The 17,630-nt window shown below is 64.5% G+C and carries 11 protein-coding genes; 10 read left to right on the forward strand and 1 reads right to left on the reverse strand.

Going from position 1 to position 17,630, the window contains the following annotated elements:
• The first annotated feature begins 4 nt into the window (after positions 1-4).
• The 4 genes from BMYO_RS05390 to BMYO_RS05405 all read left to right on the forward strand — a co-directional run bounded on the left by BMYO_RS05390 (position 5) and on the right by BMYO_RS05405 (position 6,048).
• Complete coding sequence (locus tag BMYO_RS05390) at positions 5-1,654, forward strand: peptide ABC transporter substrate-binding protein (RefSeq protein ID WP_094667489.1); 1,650 nt, start codon at positions 5-7, stop codon at positions 1,652-1,654.
• Between the two features lie 365 nt (positions 1,655-2,019).
• Positions 2,020-2,946, forward strand: coding sequence for an ABC transporter permease (locus BMYO_RS05395; RefSeq protein ID WP_094667490.1), 927 nt, complete (start codon positions 2,020-2,022; stop codon positions 2,944-2,946).
• 94 nt (positions 2,947-3,040) lie between these two features.
• Positions 3,041-3,982: an ABC transporter permease gene (locus tag BMYO_RS05400; RefSeq protein WP_169834060.1), complete on the forward strand. Its 942-nt coding sequence runs from the start codon at positions 3,041-3,043 to the stop codon at positions 3,980-3,982.
• A gap of 23 nt (positions 3,983-4,005) precedes the next feature.
• The gene (locus BMYO_RS05405; protein ID WP_094667491.1) at positions 4,006-6,048 is read left to right on the forward strand and encodes a dipeptide ABC transporter ATP-binding protein; all 2,043 of its coding nucleotides are present in this window, start codon (positions 4,006-4,008) and stop codon (positions 6,046-6,048) included.
• A 583-nt stretch (positions 6,049-6,631) separates the two neighbouring features.
• On the opposite strand, the gene BMYO_RS05410 is transcribed toward BMYO_RS05405, so the two are convergent.
• Positions 6,632-7,492: an exodeoxyribonuclease III gene (locus BMYO_RS05410; RefSeq protein ID WP_094667492.1), complete on the reverse strand. Its 861-nt coding sequence runs from the start codon at positions 7,490-7,492 to the stop codon at positions 6,632-6,634.
• A gap of 203 nt (positions 7,493-7,695) precedes the next feature.
• Here BMYO_RS05410 and BMYO_RS05415 point away from each other — a divergent pair, with 203 nt between their 5' ends.
• The 6 genes from BMYO_RS05415 to acnA all read left to right on the forward strand — a co-directional run bounded on the left by BMYO_RS05415 (position 7,696) and on the right by acnA (position 17,315).
• Entirely contained in the window at positions 7,696-8,550 is an 855-nt protein-coding gene (locus BMYO_RS05415; protein WP_094667493.1) for a DUF3710 domain-containing protein, read from the forward strand.
• 84 nt (positions 8,551-8,634) lie between these two features.
• The gene (locus tag BMYO_RS05420) at positions 8,635-9,342 is read left to right on the forward strand and encodes a DUF3159 domain-containing protein (RefSeq protein ID WP_094667494.1); all 708 of its coding nucleotides are present in this window, start codon (positions 8,635-8,637) and stop codon (positions 9,340-9,342) included.
• Positions 9,332-10,588 (forward strand): class I SAM-dependent RNA methyltransferase, encoded by a 1,257-nt coding sequence (locus BMYO_RS05425; RefSeq protein WP_094667495.1) that lies wholly within the window; start codon positions 9,332-9,334, stop codon positions 10,586-10,588. The genes BMYO_RS05420 and BMYO_RS05425 overlap by 11 nt, the downstream gene beginning before the upstream one ends.
• A 71-nt stretch (positions 10,589-10,659) precedes the next feature.
• Entirely contained in the window at positions 10,660-11,406 is a 747-nt protein-coding gene (locus BMYO_RS05430) for a hypothetical protein (RefSeq protein ID WP_094667496.1), read from the forward strand.
• A 130-nt stretch (positions 11,407-11,536) separates the two neighbouring features.
• The gene (locus tag BMYO_RS05435) at positions 11,537-14,308 is read left to right on the forward strand and encodes a cation-translocating P-type ATPase (RefSeq protein ID WP_094667497.1); all 2,772 of its coding nucleotides are present in this window, start codon (positions 11,537-11,539) and stop codon (positions 14,306-14,308) included.
• Between the two features lie 292 nt (positions 14,309-14,600).
• Positions 14,601-17,315, forward strand: a complete 2,715-nt coding sequence (gene acnA / locus BMYO_RS05440) for an aconitate hydratase AcnA (RefSeq protein WP_094667498.1) — start codon at positions 14,601-14,603, stop codon at positions 17,313-17,315.
• Positions 17,316-17,630 lie beyond the last annotated feature (315 nt).

A 17,630-nucleotide genomic window follows, 5' to 3' on the forward strand; every position in this document is an offset into this window, starting at 1 on the left:
CAACATGAAGAAGAAAGCACTTGCTTTCGCGGCTCTGGCCTGCTCCGTGGCCATGCTGCTCAGCGCCTGCGGCGGCTCCACCAACAACAACGCCGCCAGCGGCGACACCGCCGGCGCCAACATCATCTACGCCTACAACTCCGAGCCTCAGAACCCGCTCATCCCGTCCAACACCAACGAGACCGGTGGCGGCAAGCCGGGCGACCTGCTCTTCGCCCGCCTCGTCTCCTTCGACAAGGACGGCAAGGCCTCCAACGAAGTGGCCGAGTCCATCACCCCGAACGATGACGCCACCCAGTACACCATCAAGCTGAAGTCCGGCTGGAAGTTCACCGACGGCACCGATGTCACCGCCGAGTCCTTCACCAAGGCCTGGTCCTACGCGGCCAACGCCAAGAACGCCCAGAAGGCCTCCTCCTTCTTCTCCACCATCAAGGGCTACGACGACCTGCAGGCCGACGGCCTCAAGGGTGACGAGCAGCTCTCCGGCCTCAAGGTCGTGGACGACACCACCTTCACCGTGGATCTGAACCAGTCCGATTCCGTGTTCCCGGTCAAGGTCGGCTACCTGGCCTTCGCCCCGCTGCCCGAGTCCTTCTACAAGGACCCGAAGGCCTTCGGCGAGAAGCCGGTCGGTAACGGCCCGTACAAGCTGGACCACTGGGACCACAACAAGGAGATCGCCCTCGTCAAGAACCCCGACTACAAGGGCAACGAGGACGTCAAGAACGACGGCGTGACCTTCAAGGTCTACACCGACGACCAGGCCGCCTACCGTGACATCCAGTCCAACAACGGCTCCCTCGACGTGATGGAGTCCGTGCCGGCCGCCTTCACCAAGACCTTCAAGTCCGACAAGAAGATTCAGCCGTACTCCGAGGCCGGCTCCGTCATCCAGACCTTCACCATCCCGTCCTCCCTTGACCACTTCAAGAACGACGAGGAAGGCCAGCTGCGTCGTCAGGCCATCTCCATGGCTATCAACCGCGAGCAGATCATCGACAAGGTGCTCAACGGCAACGCCACCCCGGCCACTGAATTCACCTCCCCGAAGACCCCGGGTTACTCCGACTCCCTCAAGGGCTCCGAGAACCTCAAGTTCGACGCTGCCAAGGCCAAGGAACTGTGGGCCAAGGCCGACGCCATCTCCAAGTACGACGGCCAGCTCACCTTCTCCTACAACGCCGACGGTGGTGCCAAGCCGCTCTACGACGCTGTCGTGAACCAGCTCAAGAACAACCTAGGCATCGACGCGGCCACCAACCCGATCCCGACCTTCCAGGAGTTCCGTGACGGCGTGACCAACCGCCAGATCAAGGGTGCCTTCCGTACTGGTTGGCAGCCGGATTACCCGTCCGCCGAGAACTACCTGTGGCAGCTGTACTCCACCGCCGCCGCTGACGGCAAGGGCTCCAACGATGGCGACTACAAGAACCCGGAGTTCGACGCCCTGTGCCTGCAGGCCGCCGCCGCCAAGACCACCGACGAGGCCAACAAGCTGTACCAGCAGGCCGAGGAGATCCTCCTCAATGATCTGCCGGCCATCCCGCTGTACTACTCCAACGCCAACGGCGTGGCTTCCCTCTCCGTCAAGTCCGGCTTCGGCATGGATTGGCAGAACCTCCCGACCTACACCGAGATGTCCAAGAAGTGAGTTGAAACTCACCTGACATCGAACGAGTAGTTCGGTAAATCAAGGGGCGAGGATCGTTCATGATCCCCGCCCCTTTCGCATATTCTCGCGCTTCGTGAATGCCGAGGTGGGCTGGGCGGATGGATGGTCTTCTGCGTTGGAAGTTCGTTAATGAATTTCTGCCGCAGATCGCAAGGAAGGACGTAGCGAACCGGCCAAAGCCATACCACATACCGGACAAATCCGGTGCGACAGTCCATAATGGCCGATAAGTTAACGAAAGTTTACAAACCTCCGTCAGCGCTTGCGGTAGACTGTCGGAGTATTTGGCGATCGGCAAGGGTGTACTGCGCCTACAAGCCGGTCCATGAAAAAGGAGCAACCGTATGGGTAAGTATCTTCTGCGACGTATTCTGCAGATGATCCCCGTGGTTCTCGGCACAACGTTCCTCGTGTATGCGCTGGTCTTCCTGCTGCCTGGCGATCCCGTCAAGGCCATGTTCGGTGACAAGCCCATCAATCAGGCCGTTGCTGCCCAGATTCGCGCGGAATACCACCTCGATCAGCCGTTCATCATTCAGTACTTCATCTACCTGAAGAACGCACTGACCCTTGACTTCGGCAACACCTTTGCCGGCCAGCCCGTTATCGACGAGATCACCCGCGCCTTCCCGGTCACCATCAAGCTCGGCCTGATGGCGTTCTGCTTCGAGGCCGTCTTCGGCGTGGTCTTCGGCATCATCTCGGGCCTCAAGAAGGGCAAGTGGTACGACACGGTCATTCTGATCGTCTCCCTGCTCCTCATCTCCGTGCCGACCTTCGTCACCGGTTTCGTGATGCAGTACCTGCTCGGCATCCAGTGGTCCATCCTGCCGGTGACCGCCGGCGCCGACCCGACGGTCCTCGACCTGCTCATGCCGGCCATGGTGCTTGGATCGGTGTCGATGGCGTACATCATCCGACTGACCCGTTCCGAAATCTCTTCCAACATCGCCGAGGACTACGTGCGTACCGCACGCGCCAAGGGCATGTCGAACGGGCAGGTCATGCTACGCCATGTGCTGCGCAACTCCCTGATCCCGGTCGTCACCTACCTCGGCCAGGACATCGGCGCCCTCATGGGTGGCGCCATGATTACCGAGCAGATCTTCAACATCCACGGCATCGGCTTCCTCACCTACCAGTCCATCCTGAAGGGCGAGGCCAATCTGGTGGTGTCCATCGTCACGCTGCTCATGCTGATCTTCGTGGTGTGCAACCTGATCGTCGACATGCTCTACGCGGCCCTCGACCCGCGTATCCGTTACGCGTGATAGGAGGGGAGTGAACGATATGGCAAACGACAACAACATCACGACCACCGAGGCTGAGCTCAACCAGAGCGGTGAGCCCGGTACCGAATACTTCATGGAGACCCTGCCCGGCCAGGACCGCTATGTGGCACCTATCGACGAGACGCCGCTTCAGGACGTCGACTCCGTGGACGAATCCGCGCCGGCCACCAGCATGTGGGCTGACGCCTGGCGCACGCTGCGCCGCAACCCGCTGTTCATCATCTCCGGGCTCGTCATCCTCTTCATCATCATTGTGGCCATCGCGCCGGGCCTGTTCACCAAGCAGGACCCGAACAGCTGCGACCTCGCCAACTCGCTGAGCCCGTCCTCCTCCGGCCACCCGTTCGGCTTCGACCTGCAGGGTTGCGACGTGTACACCCGCGTGGTGTACGGCACCCGTACATCCCTGTCCGTGGGCGTGCTCTCCACGCTGCTCGTCGTGCTCCTCGGCACCCTGATCGGCGCCGTCGCCGGCTTCTTCGGCGGCTGGGTGGACGCGGTTCTGAGCCGCATCACCGACATCTTCTTCGCCCTGCCGATGCTGCTCGGCGCCATCGTGGTCCTCCAGATGTTCAAGACTTCCAAGTCCATCTGGAAGATCGTGCTGGTGCTGGCCCTGTTCGGCTGGGTGGGCGTGTGCCGCATCGCCCGAAGCGCCGTGCTCGAGGCCAAGAACCTCGAATTCAACACCGCTTCCACGGCCTTGGGTTCGACTCCTACGCGCAACCTGTTCCGCCACATCCTGCCGAACTCGCTGGCCCCGATCATCGTCATCGGCACCACGTCGCTGGCCTCCTACATCGTGGCCGAGGCCACGCTGAGCTTCCTGGGCGTCGGCCTGCCGACCACCACCGTGAGCTGGGGCGGCGACATCTCCAGCGCCCAGACCAACCTGCAGACCGATCCGCTCGTGCTGTTCTACCCGTCCGCCGCACTGGCCATCACCGTGCTCGCGTTCATCATGATGGGCGACGCCGTCAAGGACGCCCTTGATCCGAAGAGCCGTACGGCCTGAGCCAAGGGAGTAGAGGAAACATTATGACTGACAAGTCCACCGCCGATTCCCAGGCGCAGAATGCTCAGGCGCAGATGCTGGCCATGCAGAAGGCCCACGGCCCCCTGCTCGAGGTCAAGGATCTCGCCGTCGATTTCACCACGGACACCGGCAAGCCGGTGCACGCCGTGCGCAACTCCTCCTTCACCGTCTATCCCGGCCAGTGGGTGGCCATCGTGGGCGAGTCCGGTTCCGGCAAGTCCACGTCGGCCATGGCCGTGCTGGGCCTGCTGCCCGGTACCGGTCATGTGGTCGGCGGCTCCATCAAGCTCGACGGTCAGGAGATCGCGAACGCCAAGCAGAAGGAATTCGACAAGCTGCGCGGCACCAAGATGGGCCTCGTGCCCCAGGACCCGATGAGCAACCTCAACCCGGTGTGGCGCATCGGCTCGCAGGTCAAGGAGGCCCTCAAGGCCAACAACATGGACGTGAACCACGAGAAGCGTTCCGCCTTGGCCAAGGCGTTGGCCGGCGAGGACGCCGCCGTGAAGCTCAAGGGCAACGACGACGAGACCTTCCTCGGCTCCAAGGAATTGCCCGAGCTGCTTGAGGCCGCCAAGAAGGCCCTGACCGACGCCGGTGTGACCGGCGAGGCGTTCGACAAGGCCGTGGCCCGCTTCCAGAGCGAATGGGTGCCGGGTTCCGAGACCCGTTGGCGTGTGGCCGACGACCTCATCAAGGCCGGCGTGAACGACGATCAGGCCTGGTACCTCGCCAAGAAGTACGTGATTGGCTCCACGATGGACGACCGTATCGCGGGCCTGCTGTCCGAGGCCGGTCTGCCGGACGCCGCCACGCGCGCCCGGCAGTTCCCGCACGAGTTCTCCGGCGGCATGCGCCAGCGCGCGCTCATCGCCATCGGTCTGGCCTGCCGCCCTGATCTGCTCATCGCCGACGAGCCGACCTCCGCGCTCGACGTGACCGTGCAGAAGCGCATCCTCGACCACCTGCACTACCTCACCGACTCGCTCGGCACGGCCGTGCTGTTCATCACCCACGATCTGGGCCTTGCCGCCGAGCGTGCCCAGCACATCGTCGTGATGTACAAGGGTCAGGTCGTTGAATCCGGCCCGTCCCTTGAGGTGCTCCAGCACCCGCAGCACCCGTACACCAAGCGACTGGTGGCCGCGGCGCCGTCGCTGGCCTCCCAGCGCATCATCTCCGCCCGCCAGCGCGGCGAGAACGCGGACGCGCTGCTGGACCACAAGATCGCCGATGAGAACGAGCTCGAGAAGAGCGAGCACATCATCACCGTCGAGCACCTCACGAAGGAGTTCAAGCTCCCGCGCAAGAAGGAGATGTTCAAGGCCGTCGACGACGTGTCCTTCTCCGTCAAGCGCGGCACCACTCTGGCCATTGTGGGCGAGTCCGGTTCCGGTAAGTCCACCGTGGCGAACATGGTGCTCCACCTGCTCGAGCCCACCTCCGGCAAGGTCTTCTACGAAGGCCGCGACACCTCCACGTTCAAGGCGAAGGACCTGCTGGGCTTCCGCCGCCATGTGCAGCCGGTGTTCCAGAACCCGTACGGCTCGCTCGACCCGATGTACTCCATCTACCGCTCCATCGAAGAACCGTTGCGCATCCACAAGATCGGCGACCAGAAGTGGCGTGCCAACCGTGTCAAGGAACTGCTTGACATGGTCGAAATGCCGCAGTCGGTCATGGGCCGTTACCCGAACGAGCTCTCCGGCGGCCAGCGCCAGCGCATCGCCATCGCGCGTGCCATGGCCCTGGACCCGGATGTCATCGTGTGCGATGAGGCCGTCTCCGCCCTTGACGTGCTCGTGCAGGACCAGGTGCTGCACCTGCTCAACGATCTGCAGGCCGAAAAGGGCCTGAGCTACCTGTTCATCACCCACGATCTGGCCGTGGTCCGCCAGATCGCCGACGAGGTCGTGGTGATGCAGCACGGCAAGCTCGTGGAGCACGCCACCACCGACGAGGTGTTCGACCACCCGAAGATGCAGTACACCCGCGACCTGCTCGACGCCATCCCCGGCGGCAAGCTCAAGCTCGGTCTGGACTGATCGGACGTTTGTAGCAGTCCAGTTCATAGTGACTGTCGGTGAAGCCCGGCGGATGCAGTATTTCGACACTGCATCCGCCGGGCTTCACTTTTTCGTACTACGTGGATTCCAGTGGCCTGCGCCAGTGGTCCGTCTCGTAATTGTCTGAGTGGTATTGACCCCCTCTGATGAAGGGGCTGTCAGCGAAGCTGACTGGGGAGAGACAGAAGCTGAAGACCCCAATTATTGGTGAAACAGACTACGAGTTCCAGCTTCATGTCAGATATGAATTCGTACTGATCGTAAGGTGTTTCGTACTGATCATAAGGTGTGGGGTTGGGGGACGTGCTGCGCGACCGTAAGCTTGGCCGAACGGCCTTGAGTGTGTCGAGCAGCACGTCCCCCAACCCCACACCGCCAAAGCCAGTAGTCAGCCCAAACGCAATAATCGGAAATACAAGGCTCTTTCAACCGAAATTGGCATGCGCTAATTGCTTGAGGTTCAGAGTGCGTTGGTTCAGAGTGTGTTGGTTCCTTAAGGAACCAACACACTCAACTCAACAGGAATGTCAAAGTTGGTGGGACAGAGCCACATACCAACGCCTCACACGTCGTACGTAATCGTCAGCGGTGCGTGGTCGGACCAGCGCAGATCGTAGGTCGGCGCCTTGTCGATGACGAATCCGCGGGCGGTCTCCGCGAGCTCCGGCGTGGCGAACTGGTAGTCGATCCTCCATCCCACGTTGTTGTCGAACGCGCGCCCGCGCTGGCTCCACCACGTATAGGGGCCTTGGATATCACCGGCCAGATCGCGCATCACATCCACGAACTCGTATTCATCCAGCCACCGGTCCACATACGCCCGCTCCTCGGGCAGGAAGCCGGCGTGCTTCTCGTTCGCCTTGGCGTTCTTGATGTCCAACGGCGTGTGCGCGATGTTGAAATCGCCGCACAGCACCGCCTGCTGGCCGCCGTGCGCCGCTTCGTCGCGCAACTCGCCCATGCGTGTGAGCATCGCGTCGAGGAAGCGGAACTTCTGGCTCATCTTCACCGGGTCGTCGGCGTTGCCGGCATGCACGTAGACGCTCGCCACGGTGATCACATAGCCCTGCGGCGTGCGGATGTCGTTCTCGATCCAACGGCCGGAATCCACATCCTCATCCAATCCCGGCAGACCATAGCGCCGTTCGAGCACCGGCAGATCGGAGAGCAGTGCCACTCCGGCGCGGCCCTTGACCCGGCAGATCTCGTTGGTCGTCTCCAGATCGCCGGCGGCCTTCTGACGTTCGGACCGGGAGTATTCGAAGGCGAAACCGCCGAAGATGCGGTCGATGTCCGGCTGGGGCGCACGCACCTCCTGCAGGCACCAGATGTCCGGCGTGTGCCGGCCGGCCCAGTCGCTGATGCCTTTGCGCTCGGCCGCACGGATGCCATTGACGTTGGAAGTGGTGATGCTGATGGTCATGTGGCCATCGTATTGTGGCCTCCCTACGAAACCCGATGCGGGGCCGAATGAGGGGATGGCAGCGGAATCTGGGCCGGAACCGAAGGTGCGGCCGGTCGCCTTGCGGGCCCGAAGCACAGCGCGAGGCATGGCCGCAATCAGCTTTCTCTAAGCCGGGGTGCTAGTGTTAGCAAGGTTGCAACCGTCATACGAAATGAGGAATCATGGGACTGTTCGGATTCGGCAAGAAGAAGGCCAAGAAGGAGGCCGAAGCGGCCGCTGAGGCGGTGGACGAGGACAAGGTGGCCGCCGAGGCCGCCAACGCCGCCGCTAAGGCCGAAAGCGCGGAGACCGTGCTGGCCGCGCCGTCGAGCGAATACGCCGGCCGTGGCGAGGAGCGCGGCCCGTGGGACGTCAACGATGAGGACGTGCCCGACTACGACGACTATCTGGACCTCGGCGCCTACTACCTGCCGTTCCTGCAGGGCATCGAGCTGCGCATCAAGGCCAACCGTGCCACCCAGCAGATTCTCGGCTCCACCATCACCTTCGGCGCCTCCAGCCTCGAGATCGAGGCGTTCGCCGCCCCCAAGACCCTGGGTCTGTGGGACGACGTGCGCGCCGACCTGCTCGAAGCCAACAAGAGCGCCTCCGAGGCCGAAGGCGTGTTCGGCACCGAACTCAAGCTGCCGGTGAGCGTCAAGGGCGGCAAGACCGTGAACACGCGCATCGTGGGCGTGGACGGCCCGCGTTGGATGCTCCGTGGCATCTTCTCCGGCAAGGCCGCCACCGATCCGGACAGCCCGGAGACCGAGGCCCTCAACAAGTTCTTCGCGGACATCGTGGTGGAGCGCGGCGAGGAGCCGCTCGCCCCGCGCGATCTCATCCCGATGCATCCGCCGGTCGCCCCCGCTGAGCGCAAGGCCGCCAAGGAGGCCGCCGCCCAGGCCGAGGAAGGCGGCAAGGAGCACTTCAAGGACATTCCGGACAACAAGCCGAAGGGCCCGCTGAGCCAGGACCAGACCACCGAGGTCAAGACCACGCTGTCCCGCGGCCCGATGTTCTCCGAAGTCCGCTAGCGGCTTGTGGCCTGTCGGCGGTCCGCCGGCGGGCCACCACTTCCGCCGCGGCACGCAGGAGAAAGAGCAGGGGATTGCTGAACCATGACTGATCAGAAGAAACGCACGGGTCTGGGCGCCTTGGCCGATGCCGGCGAGGGGGACGACTTCTCCATCATCGACGCCATCGGCGGGCCTCGCGGCGTGGTGGAATCCATGCTGCCGGGCGTGGTGTTCGTGGTGCTGTTCGTCGCCACGAGCAACCTCAACCTCACCATCGTGGTTTCCGCGGTGCTGGCCGTCGTGCAGGTGTTGGCCCGGCTCATCCAGCGGCAGTCGCTGATGGGCGCGCTCTCCGGCCTCGTCGCTGTGGGCATCTGCCTGATTTGGGCGTGGAAGAGCCATGAGGCCCGCAACTACTACATGCTCGGCTTCCTCACCAACGCCGGGTACGCGGCGTTGCTGTCGGTCTCGCTGATCGCCCGCGTGCCCGGCTTGGGGCTTGTGGTGGAGTTCATCCGTCAGATGCCCACCGAACATTTCAAGGCGTGGTTCCACGACTGGATGGACGACCCCGAGCTCAAACGCGCCTACATGATCGTCACCGGCCTGTGGGTGGGACTGTTCGGCCTGCGACTGCTCGTGCAGGTGCCCCTGTACCTCACCGATCACGTCGCCGCGCTCGGTGTGGCGCGCCTGCTCATGGGCATCCCGTTCTGGGCGCTGGCCATCTGGGTGAGCTACCTCATCATCGCCACCCCGCTTCACCGACACAAGACCGCACGAAAGGACAAGAACGAGGATGCAAGCTGAGGTCCGCATCGAACGATACGCCGACCAGGGCCGTTGCGTGGCCCATATCGATGGCCGCGTGGTCTTCGTTCGGTTCGCCCTGCCCGGCGAACTCGACCGCATCGAGTTGGACGAGCCGCACGACCGTGACGACCGGTTCTGGACCGGTGAGGTCGTCGAGGTGCTCGAGCCGTCCGAGGACCGCGTCGAGCCGGCATGGCCGCTCGCCGGTCCGCTCGCCATGGGCGGGGGAGTGGGCGGCGCCGACCTTGTGCACGTCTCGCTGCCCGGACAGCTGCGTTGGAAGGCGGTCACCGTATCCGAGCAGATGAGCCGCCTCGGTCATATCGACGTGGCCGTACCCATCGACCGTATGCCCGGTGACGAGGAGCTCGGTGGTCTCCACTGGCGCACCCGCATCGAAATGATCGCCGATGAGGACGGTCGTCCCTCGATGCGCCGCCGTGGCACCCACACCCGCGTGCCCATCGACACCATGCCCCTCGCCTCGCGCGCGCTGCTTGAGGTGGCGTCGCGGGAGCATGTCTGGGACGGTGGCTTCGAGCCCGGCTCGCAGATTCGTCTGGCCGTGCCCGAACCGCGTTCCGACGACTGGCCCAGCGACGATTTCGCCGTGCTCGTGGACGGCGATCTCAAGGCAGGCTCCCAGCTCCTCACCGAACAGGTGAGCGTCAGCGGTCGTGTCTTCACGTATCAGGTCGATGCCGGCGGATTCTGGCAGATGCATCGTCAGGCGCCGATTGCGTTGGTCACGCACATCATCAACCTGGTCAACGATCGCGTGCAGGGCGCTGCGGCACCGGTGATCTGGGACCTGTACTCCGGCTCCGGCCTCTTCACCTTGCCGCTGGCCACACTGACCGGCGAACGTACCCGTATGCTCAGCGTGGAGGGCGCGCGTGTGGCGGTCGCCAACGCGCAGCGCAACCTACGCGCCATGGATCTCGGCAACGTGGACGCCCGTGCGGGCGACGTGTCGCGCACGCTGGCCCATGTACCGGCGCATCTGGCCAAGCCTGACGTCGTGGTGCTCGACCCGCCGCGAGCCGGCGCCCGCACCAAGGTATGCCGTCAAATCGCCGCAGCCGGGGCCTCGTCCGTGGTCTACATTGCTTGCGACCCCACCTCGCTCGCTCGTGACACCGCCACGCTGGTCGCGGAGGGCTACGAGCTGACCGACATCCGTGCTTTCGATATCTATCCGATGACCCATCACGTCGAGACGGTCGCGCTGTTCACTCGCTGAGGTGAGTGGATGCGGCTGTTGCCGTTTATCGCCGGGGAGCCACTATCATGCGCCATATGAACATGCACCGTATGCAGCGGATACTGGCCGTGTTCGCCGGTGCGGCCGCCGTCCTGTCCCTGGCCGCGTGCACGCCGGTCGGCCGGGCCGTGGGCGATACGCAGGACAATCCGCCGGCAGTCGCCCATGATTCCGTCCATACGTCGGACGTCACGGTCGGATTCGTCGGTTCCTTGGATGCCGCGGCGGACAAGATGGCCATCGATGTGATGGCCGATGGCGGCGTCAACGTCTTCTACGCCTCGCTTGACGGCACGAACGGTCCGGTCGAGGACGCGAAGACTGGTGACGAGAGGGCACAATCCGATGCGGCATCGCCGGCTGGCGGTTCAGGCGGTGAGTCGGCGACCGGCGCCGCATCATCCGGCTCCGATGCCGGGGCAGGCTCCTCTCGGACGCCGGTATCGAACACCGCTGCAACGGCCGCGCAGCAGGCCGTCGATGATTTCGTGGCCCGCACGGTCAAGATCATCGTCATCAGCGGCATCAACGTCACCGACGGCAACCGGCAGGGCTGGGACAGTGCGCTGACCAACGCGCGCGAGGCCGGCATCCCTGTCGCCCTGCTCAACCCGACCGCCGTTCCCGGCGACGATCTGCTGTATGCGGCCACCCTCACCGTCAACGACCGCGCCACCGACGCCACGCCGCTGACCGATGCCGTGCTCTCCATCCTGCGCGACGAGCCGCACGACCGCGCCATCATCGTGAGTACCACCGGGGGCGCGAAATTCGAGAGCGGCGGGTCGACGCTGTAGGCGGTTACGTTGTCGGCGGCTATAGGTTGCGGATAGCCCGGCGACGCGGCAGGTTGCGGTAGCCCGGTGATTCGATGGTGTTGGCGTGGTACCGAGTGCGCGATAGGACGATGGCGGTAGTCTTGACACCATGAATACAACGACGGTCGATACGATGCCGGATGTCCGCGAGCCGGGACTGACAGCTGCCGAGGTGGAGCAACGGGTCGAACGCGGGCAGGCCAACGAGGTGAAGACCTCCACCTCGCGATCGGTCGCGGATATCGTGCGCGCCAACGTGTTCACCCTGTTCAACGGCATCATCTTCGCCGCCATGGTGCTTGTGCTCATCACCGGTTCCTGGAAGGACTCGGTGTTCGGCTTCGTCATTATCATCAACACCGGCATCGGCATCGTCACCGAGCTCAAGGCCAAGCGCACGCTTGACCGGCTTTCCATCCTCGTGGCCTCCGATGTTCTGGTCCGGCGCGACGGCGTGAACGTGCCGGTGCCCCACAACGGCATCGTCATGGACGACCTGCTGTGGGTGCGGTCGGGCGAACAGGTCCCGGCGGACGGCCTGATCGTCGAGACCTGGGGACTCGAGTTGGACGAATCCATGCTCACCGGCGAATCCCGCACCGTGCGGCACAAGGTGGGCGAGCAGATCTACTCCGGCGCCACCGCGGTCTCCGGCATGGCGCTGATTCGGGTGAACGCGGTGGGGGAGCATTCGTACGCCGCCACGCTCACCGCCCAGGCCAAGGTCTACAAGAAGACCGTCTCCGACCTCAACAAGGGCATCAACACCATTCTGAAGTTCATGACCTTCCTGGTGGTGCCGCTGTGTGTGCTGCTCATCCTTTCGCAGATTCGGACCGTGGGAGGATGGTCCGAGGCCCTCGCTACCGGTGAATGGCGGCAGGCCGTGGTCTCCGCGGTAGCCGGCGTGGTCGGCATGATTCCCGAAGGCCTCGTGCTGCTCACGTCGCTCAACTTCGCGCTCGCCGCCATCCGGCTGGCGCGAAAGAACACGCTTGTGCAGGAACTCGAATCGGTGGAGACGCTGGCCCGTGTGGACGCGCTTAACCTCGACAAGACCGGCACAATCACCGACGGCGGCATCGCCTTCGACCGGCTCATCATGCTGGGGGATGAGGATGGTAGCGCCGGGGGAGCGACTGGCGGCGGGTGTGGCGCGGCCGATGTTGGCGGACATGACGCAGCGACCGGACATGATGCGGCGGATGGACATGATGCCGCGGCCGAGCGGATTGTCGCACAGGCCCTGTACGACTGCTGCAACGAGGAACAGCCCAACGGCACCGGCAGGGCGGTCCTCGCTGGACTCACCGCACAGGGTTATGGGGCGTGCGACGTCAACGCCCGCATCCCGTTCTCCTCGGCCCGCAAATGGAGCGCCGTGGTGGAAGGCGATGGCAGCCTATGGTACATGGGCGCCCCCGAGGTGATTCTCGCCGCGCTCGACCGTGACACCACAGACCTGCTCAAACGGGTCAACGACTACGCCGGCGACGGCAACCGCGTGCTGCTCATGGCCAGAGCGAGCGAAGACGTCGCGCGCGCTGGGAAAGGGCACTGCGATTGCGAGGATACCGGCAACCAGGACGGCCATGAGGACCGTGAAAGCCACGAGGGCCAGGCCGGTGACCATGAGGGCCGTAATGATTACGAAGCCCTGGATAGTAAGGGATGTGAGTGCAAGCACCGTAAGGTCGTAGGCGACACCTCCTCCGACATCCGGAGCGAATGGTGCCGTCTCCTTGACGATCCGACGCTCGACCCGCACGCCGAACCGGTCGCCCTCGTCCTGTGCGCCGAACGTATCCGTTCCGATGCCGAGCCGACCCTTGCATGGTTCCGCGAACAGGGCGTGCGCTGCCGTGTCATTTCCGGCGACAATCCCGTCACCGTGGGGGCGATCGCCCGCAAGGTGCGGCTCACCGGAGACCGCGAACCGGTCGCGATGGACGCGCGCGAGTTGCCTGAGGACCTCAACGAACTCGCCCGCACGCTCGAAGGCGTGGACGTGCTCGGCCGCGTGCTGCCGGATCAGAAGAAGGCCATCGTCAAGGCCCTTCACCTCCAGGGGCATGTGGTGGCCATGACCGGCGACGGCGTCAACGACGCGCTGGCGCTGAAGGAGGCCGACCTCGGCATCGCGATGGGCAACGCCGCGCCCGCCACCAAAGCCGTGGCGCAGGTCGTGCTCGTGGACTCCAAGTTCTCCCACCTGCCGGATGTGGTGGCGCGTGGGCGTCAGGTCATGGCCAACATGGAACGCGTGGCCAGCCTGTTCCTCGTCAAAACCGTATATTCGGCGCTGATTTCGCTCGGCGTGGTATTGACGCAGATTCCGTACCCGTACCTGCCCCGCCACATCACGTACATCGGCGCGCTCACCATCGGCATGCCGGCGTTCATCCTTGCGCTTGCGCCGAACACGCGCCGGTACATCCCCGGTTTCCTGGGGCGTGTGGTCAGGTTCGCGTTGCCCGGCGGCGTGGCCACCGCGCTGTCCGTGCTGCTCGCCTCGTGGTTCCTGCCCGGCATCATGGGCTGGGACGTGGCCGACAGCCCCGCTGATCTTTCCTCGCTGCGCGCCACGAGCGCCATCATCCTGTTCGTGATGGGCGTGTTCGTGCTCGCCCGCGTGGCCCGTCCGCTCAACGGCTGGCGCGGTGGGCTGGTGGCGTTCTTCGCCGCCGCTGGCGTCATCGGCGCATTCATCCCCTTCGTGGCGCGGTTCTTCGCGCTCATCCTGCCCACCGGCGCCACGCTGACCGCCACGCTCATCGCCCTCGCCGGCGCAGCGGTCATTTTTGTGCTGTGCCTATGGCTGGTGCCGCGGGCCGGCAGCATCCTGACCCGGTTCCTACGCCGCCGCGGAATCAATATCTAGGCGTTTCGTCTCTCGCCGGCGCAAATTCGGTTCCCTCTCTGAGAGAATCAGTCGTCAATCTTTCGCCCGCAAGCGTGTGCCTAGTCGGCTCCCCTCTCTGAGGGGAGCTGTCAGCGTAGCTGACTGAAGGGAGCTGGCTCCCTTTCGCCGGCCCTCACCGCAACCAGCCGGAATAAAGTCGCCGCATTGTCTCACGTTTCAATCCGACACGCCAGAGGCAAAGTAACGTACCCGTACCATAACAAGCGGATAATCTACGGCAATAAGAGCCGATTCACGATTCGGAGGAAGCATGTCCTTACGTGACGCCCAACTGGCCACACTGCACGCGGCCGGCAAGGACTTCGATTACTACAACATCGCCAATCTCGATGGCGTCGACCACTTGCCGTACTCACTCAAGGTGCTGGTCGAGAACCTCGTGCGCAACATCGACGGCGCCAACATCACCGACGAGCACGTCAAGGCCCTGCTCGACTGGGACCCCGACGCGCAGCCCAGCCATGAAATCCAGTTCACCCCGAGCCGCGTGGTCATGCAGGACTTCACCGGCGTGCCGTGCATCGTGGATCTCGCCACCATGCGCGACGCGGTCAAAGACCTCGGCGGCGACCCGGAGGTCATCAACCCGCAGGTCCAGTCGGACATGGTCATCGACCATTCCGTGCAGATCGACAAGTACGGCATCGCCGACGCGGTCGAGCAGAACATGGATATCGAATACCAGCGCAACGGCGAACGCTACCAGTTCCTGCGCTGGGGCCAGCAGGCGTTCCGCAACTTCCGCGTCGTGCCGCCGGGAACCGGCATCATCCACCAGGTCAACATCGAATACCTGGCCAAGGTCGTCATGACCAAGACCGCCGAGGCATCCGGCCTGAACGACGGCCGTGAGCTCGCCTACCTCGACTCCTGCGTCGGCACCGACTCGCACACCACCACCGAAAACGGTCTCGGCGTGCTCGGCTGGGGCGTGGGCGGCATCGAGGCCGAGGCCGCCATGCTCGGTCAGCCCATCTCCATGCTCGTGCCGCGCGTGGTGGGCTTCAAGCTTACCGGCTCCATCCCCGAGGGCGTCACCGCCACCGATGTGGTGCTCACCATCACCGACATGCTGCGCAAGCACGGCGTGGTCGGCAAGTTCGTGGAGTTCTACGGCGAGGGTATCGCCTCCGTGCCGCTGGCCAACCGCGCCACCATCGGTAACATGAGCCCGGAGTTCGGCTCCACCTGCGGCATCTTCCCGATTGATGACGTCACGCTCGACTACCTGCGCCTGACCGGCCGCTCGGACGAGCAGGTCGCACTCGTCGAGGCGTACGCCAAGGCCAACAAGCTGTGGGGCGACGCCAACGATCCGGACTACGTCGAACCAAAGTACTCCGAATACATGGAGCTGGACCTCGGTACCGTGGTGCCGTCCATCGCCGGCCCGAAGCGCCCGCAGGACCGCATCACGCTCGCCACTGCCAAGTCCACGTTCGAAGACACGCTGCCCGCGTACGAGACCGAGAAGACCGCCCACGAGCCGATCGCCGTCTCCACCGACTTCCGCGGCGACTTCGACATCACCAACGGCGACGTGGCCATCGCCTCGATCACCTCCTGCACCAACACCTCCAACCCATCCGTCATGGTGGCCGCCGGCCTGATCGCCCGCAACGCGCACGCGCTGGGCCTCAAGCCCAAGCCGTGGGTCAAGACCTCGCTCGCTCCCGGCTCCCAGGTGGTGGCCGACTATCTCAAGGCCGCCGGCCTGCAGGACGACCTCGACGCGCTCGGCTACGAGCTCGTCGGCTTCGGCTGCGCCACCTGCATCGGCAACTCCGGCCCGCTGCTGCCCGAGATCTCCGAGGCCATCAACGCCAACGACCTGACCGTCACCGCAGTGCTCTCCGGCAACCGCAACTTCGAGGGCCGCATCAGCCCCGACGTCAAGATGAACTACCTCGCCTCGCCGCCGCTCGTGATCGCCTACGCGCTCGCCGGCACGATGGACTTCGACTTCGAGACCCAGCCGCTCGGCGTCGATCAGGATGGCAACGACGTGTTCCTCAAGGACATCTGGCCCACCAACGAAGAGGTGGCCGCCGTGGTGAACGGCACGGTCAGCCGTGAGATGTTCCTCAAGGACTACGCCTCCGTGTTCGAGGGCGACCGTCGTTGGAAGGGCCTCGACGTGCCCGAAGGCGAGTTGTTCGCCTGGGATCCGAAGTCCACCTACGTGCGCAAGCAGACGTTCTTCGACGGCATGAAGGCCGTGCCGGACCCGGTCGAGGACATCCACGGTGCCCGCGTGCTCGCACTGCTCGGCGACTCCGTGACCACCGACCACATCTCCCCAGCCGGTGCGTTCAAGGCGTCCAGCCCGGCCGGCAAGTACCTCACCGATCGTGGCGTGGCTCCGAAGAACTTCAACTCCTACGGCTCCCGTCGAGGCAACCACGAGGTGATGGTGCGCGGCACGTTCGGCAACATCCGACTGCGCAACCAGCTGCTCGCTTCGATGGGCGAGGAGGTCACGCCCGGCGGCTTCACCTACGACTTCACGACTGGCAAGCCGTCCACGATTTTCGATGCATCGCTCAACTACAAGGCTGCGGGCACGCCGCTCGTGGTGCTGGCCGGTAAGGAGTACGGCACCGGCTCCTCGCGCGACTGGGCCGCCAAGGGCACGCTGATGCTCGGCGTTCGTGCCGTCATCACTGAGAGCTTCGAGCGCATCCACCGTTCCAACCTCATTGGCATGGGCGTGCTGCCCCTGCAGTTCCCTGAAGGCGAGTCCTACAAGTCGCTGGGGCTTGATGGCACCGAGACGTATGACATCGCCGGCGTGGAGGAGCTCAACTCCGGCACGACGCCGAAGACCGTGCATGTCACCGCCACGCACAAGGACGGCTCCACGACCGAGTTCGACGCGGTGGTCCGCATCGACACCCCCGGCGAGGCCGACTACTACCGCAACGGCGGCATCCTCCAGTACGTGCTGCGGAACCTTATGAAGTAAGGCGATGCCGCGGTGGCGCCGTGATGTTGTGCCGCAATGCGAGTGCCGCAATCGTGCGGAGTAATCACCGGTGTGGAGGCCGATTGTCTCGATGGTTCCGCTGAGGGAGGCGTGTGCCCCCGGGCGTGTGCCCCCGGGCGTGTGCCCCCGGGCGTGTGCCCCCGGGCGTGTGCCCCCGGGCGTGTGCCCCCGGGCGTGTGCCCCCGGGCGTGTGCCCCCGGGCGTGTGCCCCCGGGCGTGTGCCCCCGGGCGTGTGCCCCCGGGCGTGTGCCCCCGGGCGTGTGCCCCCGGGCGTGTGCCCCCGGGCGTGTGCCC

It is taken from the genome of Bifidobacterium myosotis (assembly GCF_002259745.1).
Taxonomy (GTDB): Bacteria; Actinomycetota; Actinomycetes; order Actinomycetales; family Bifidobacteriaceae; genus Bifidobacterium; species Bifidobacterium myosotis.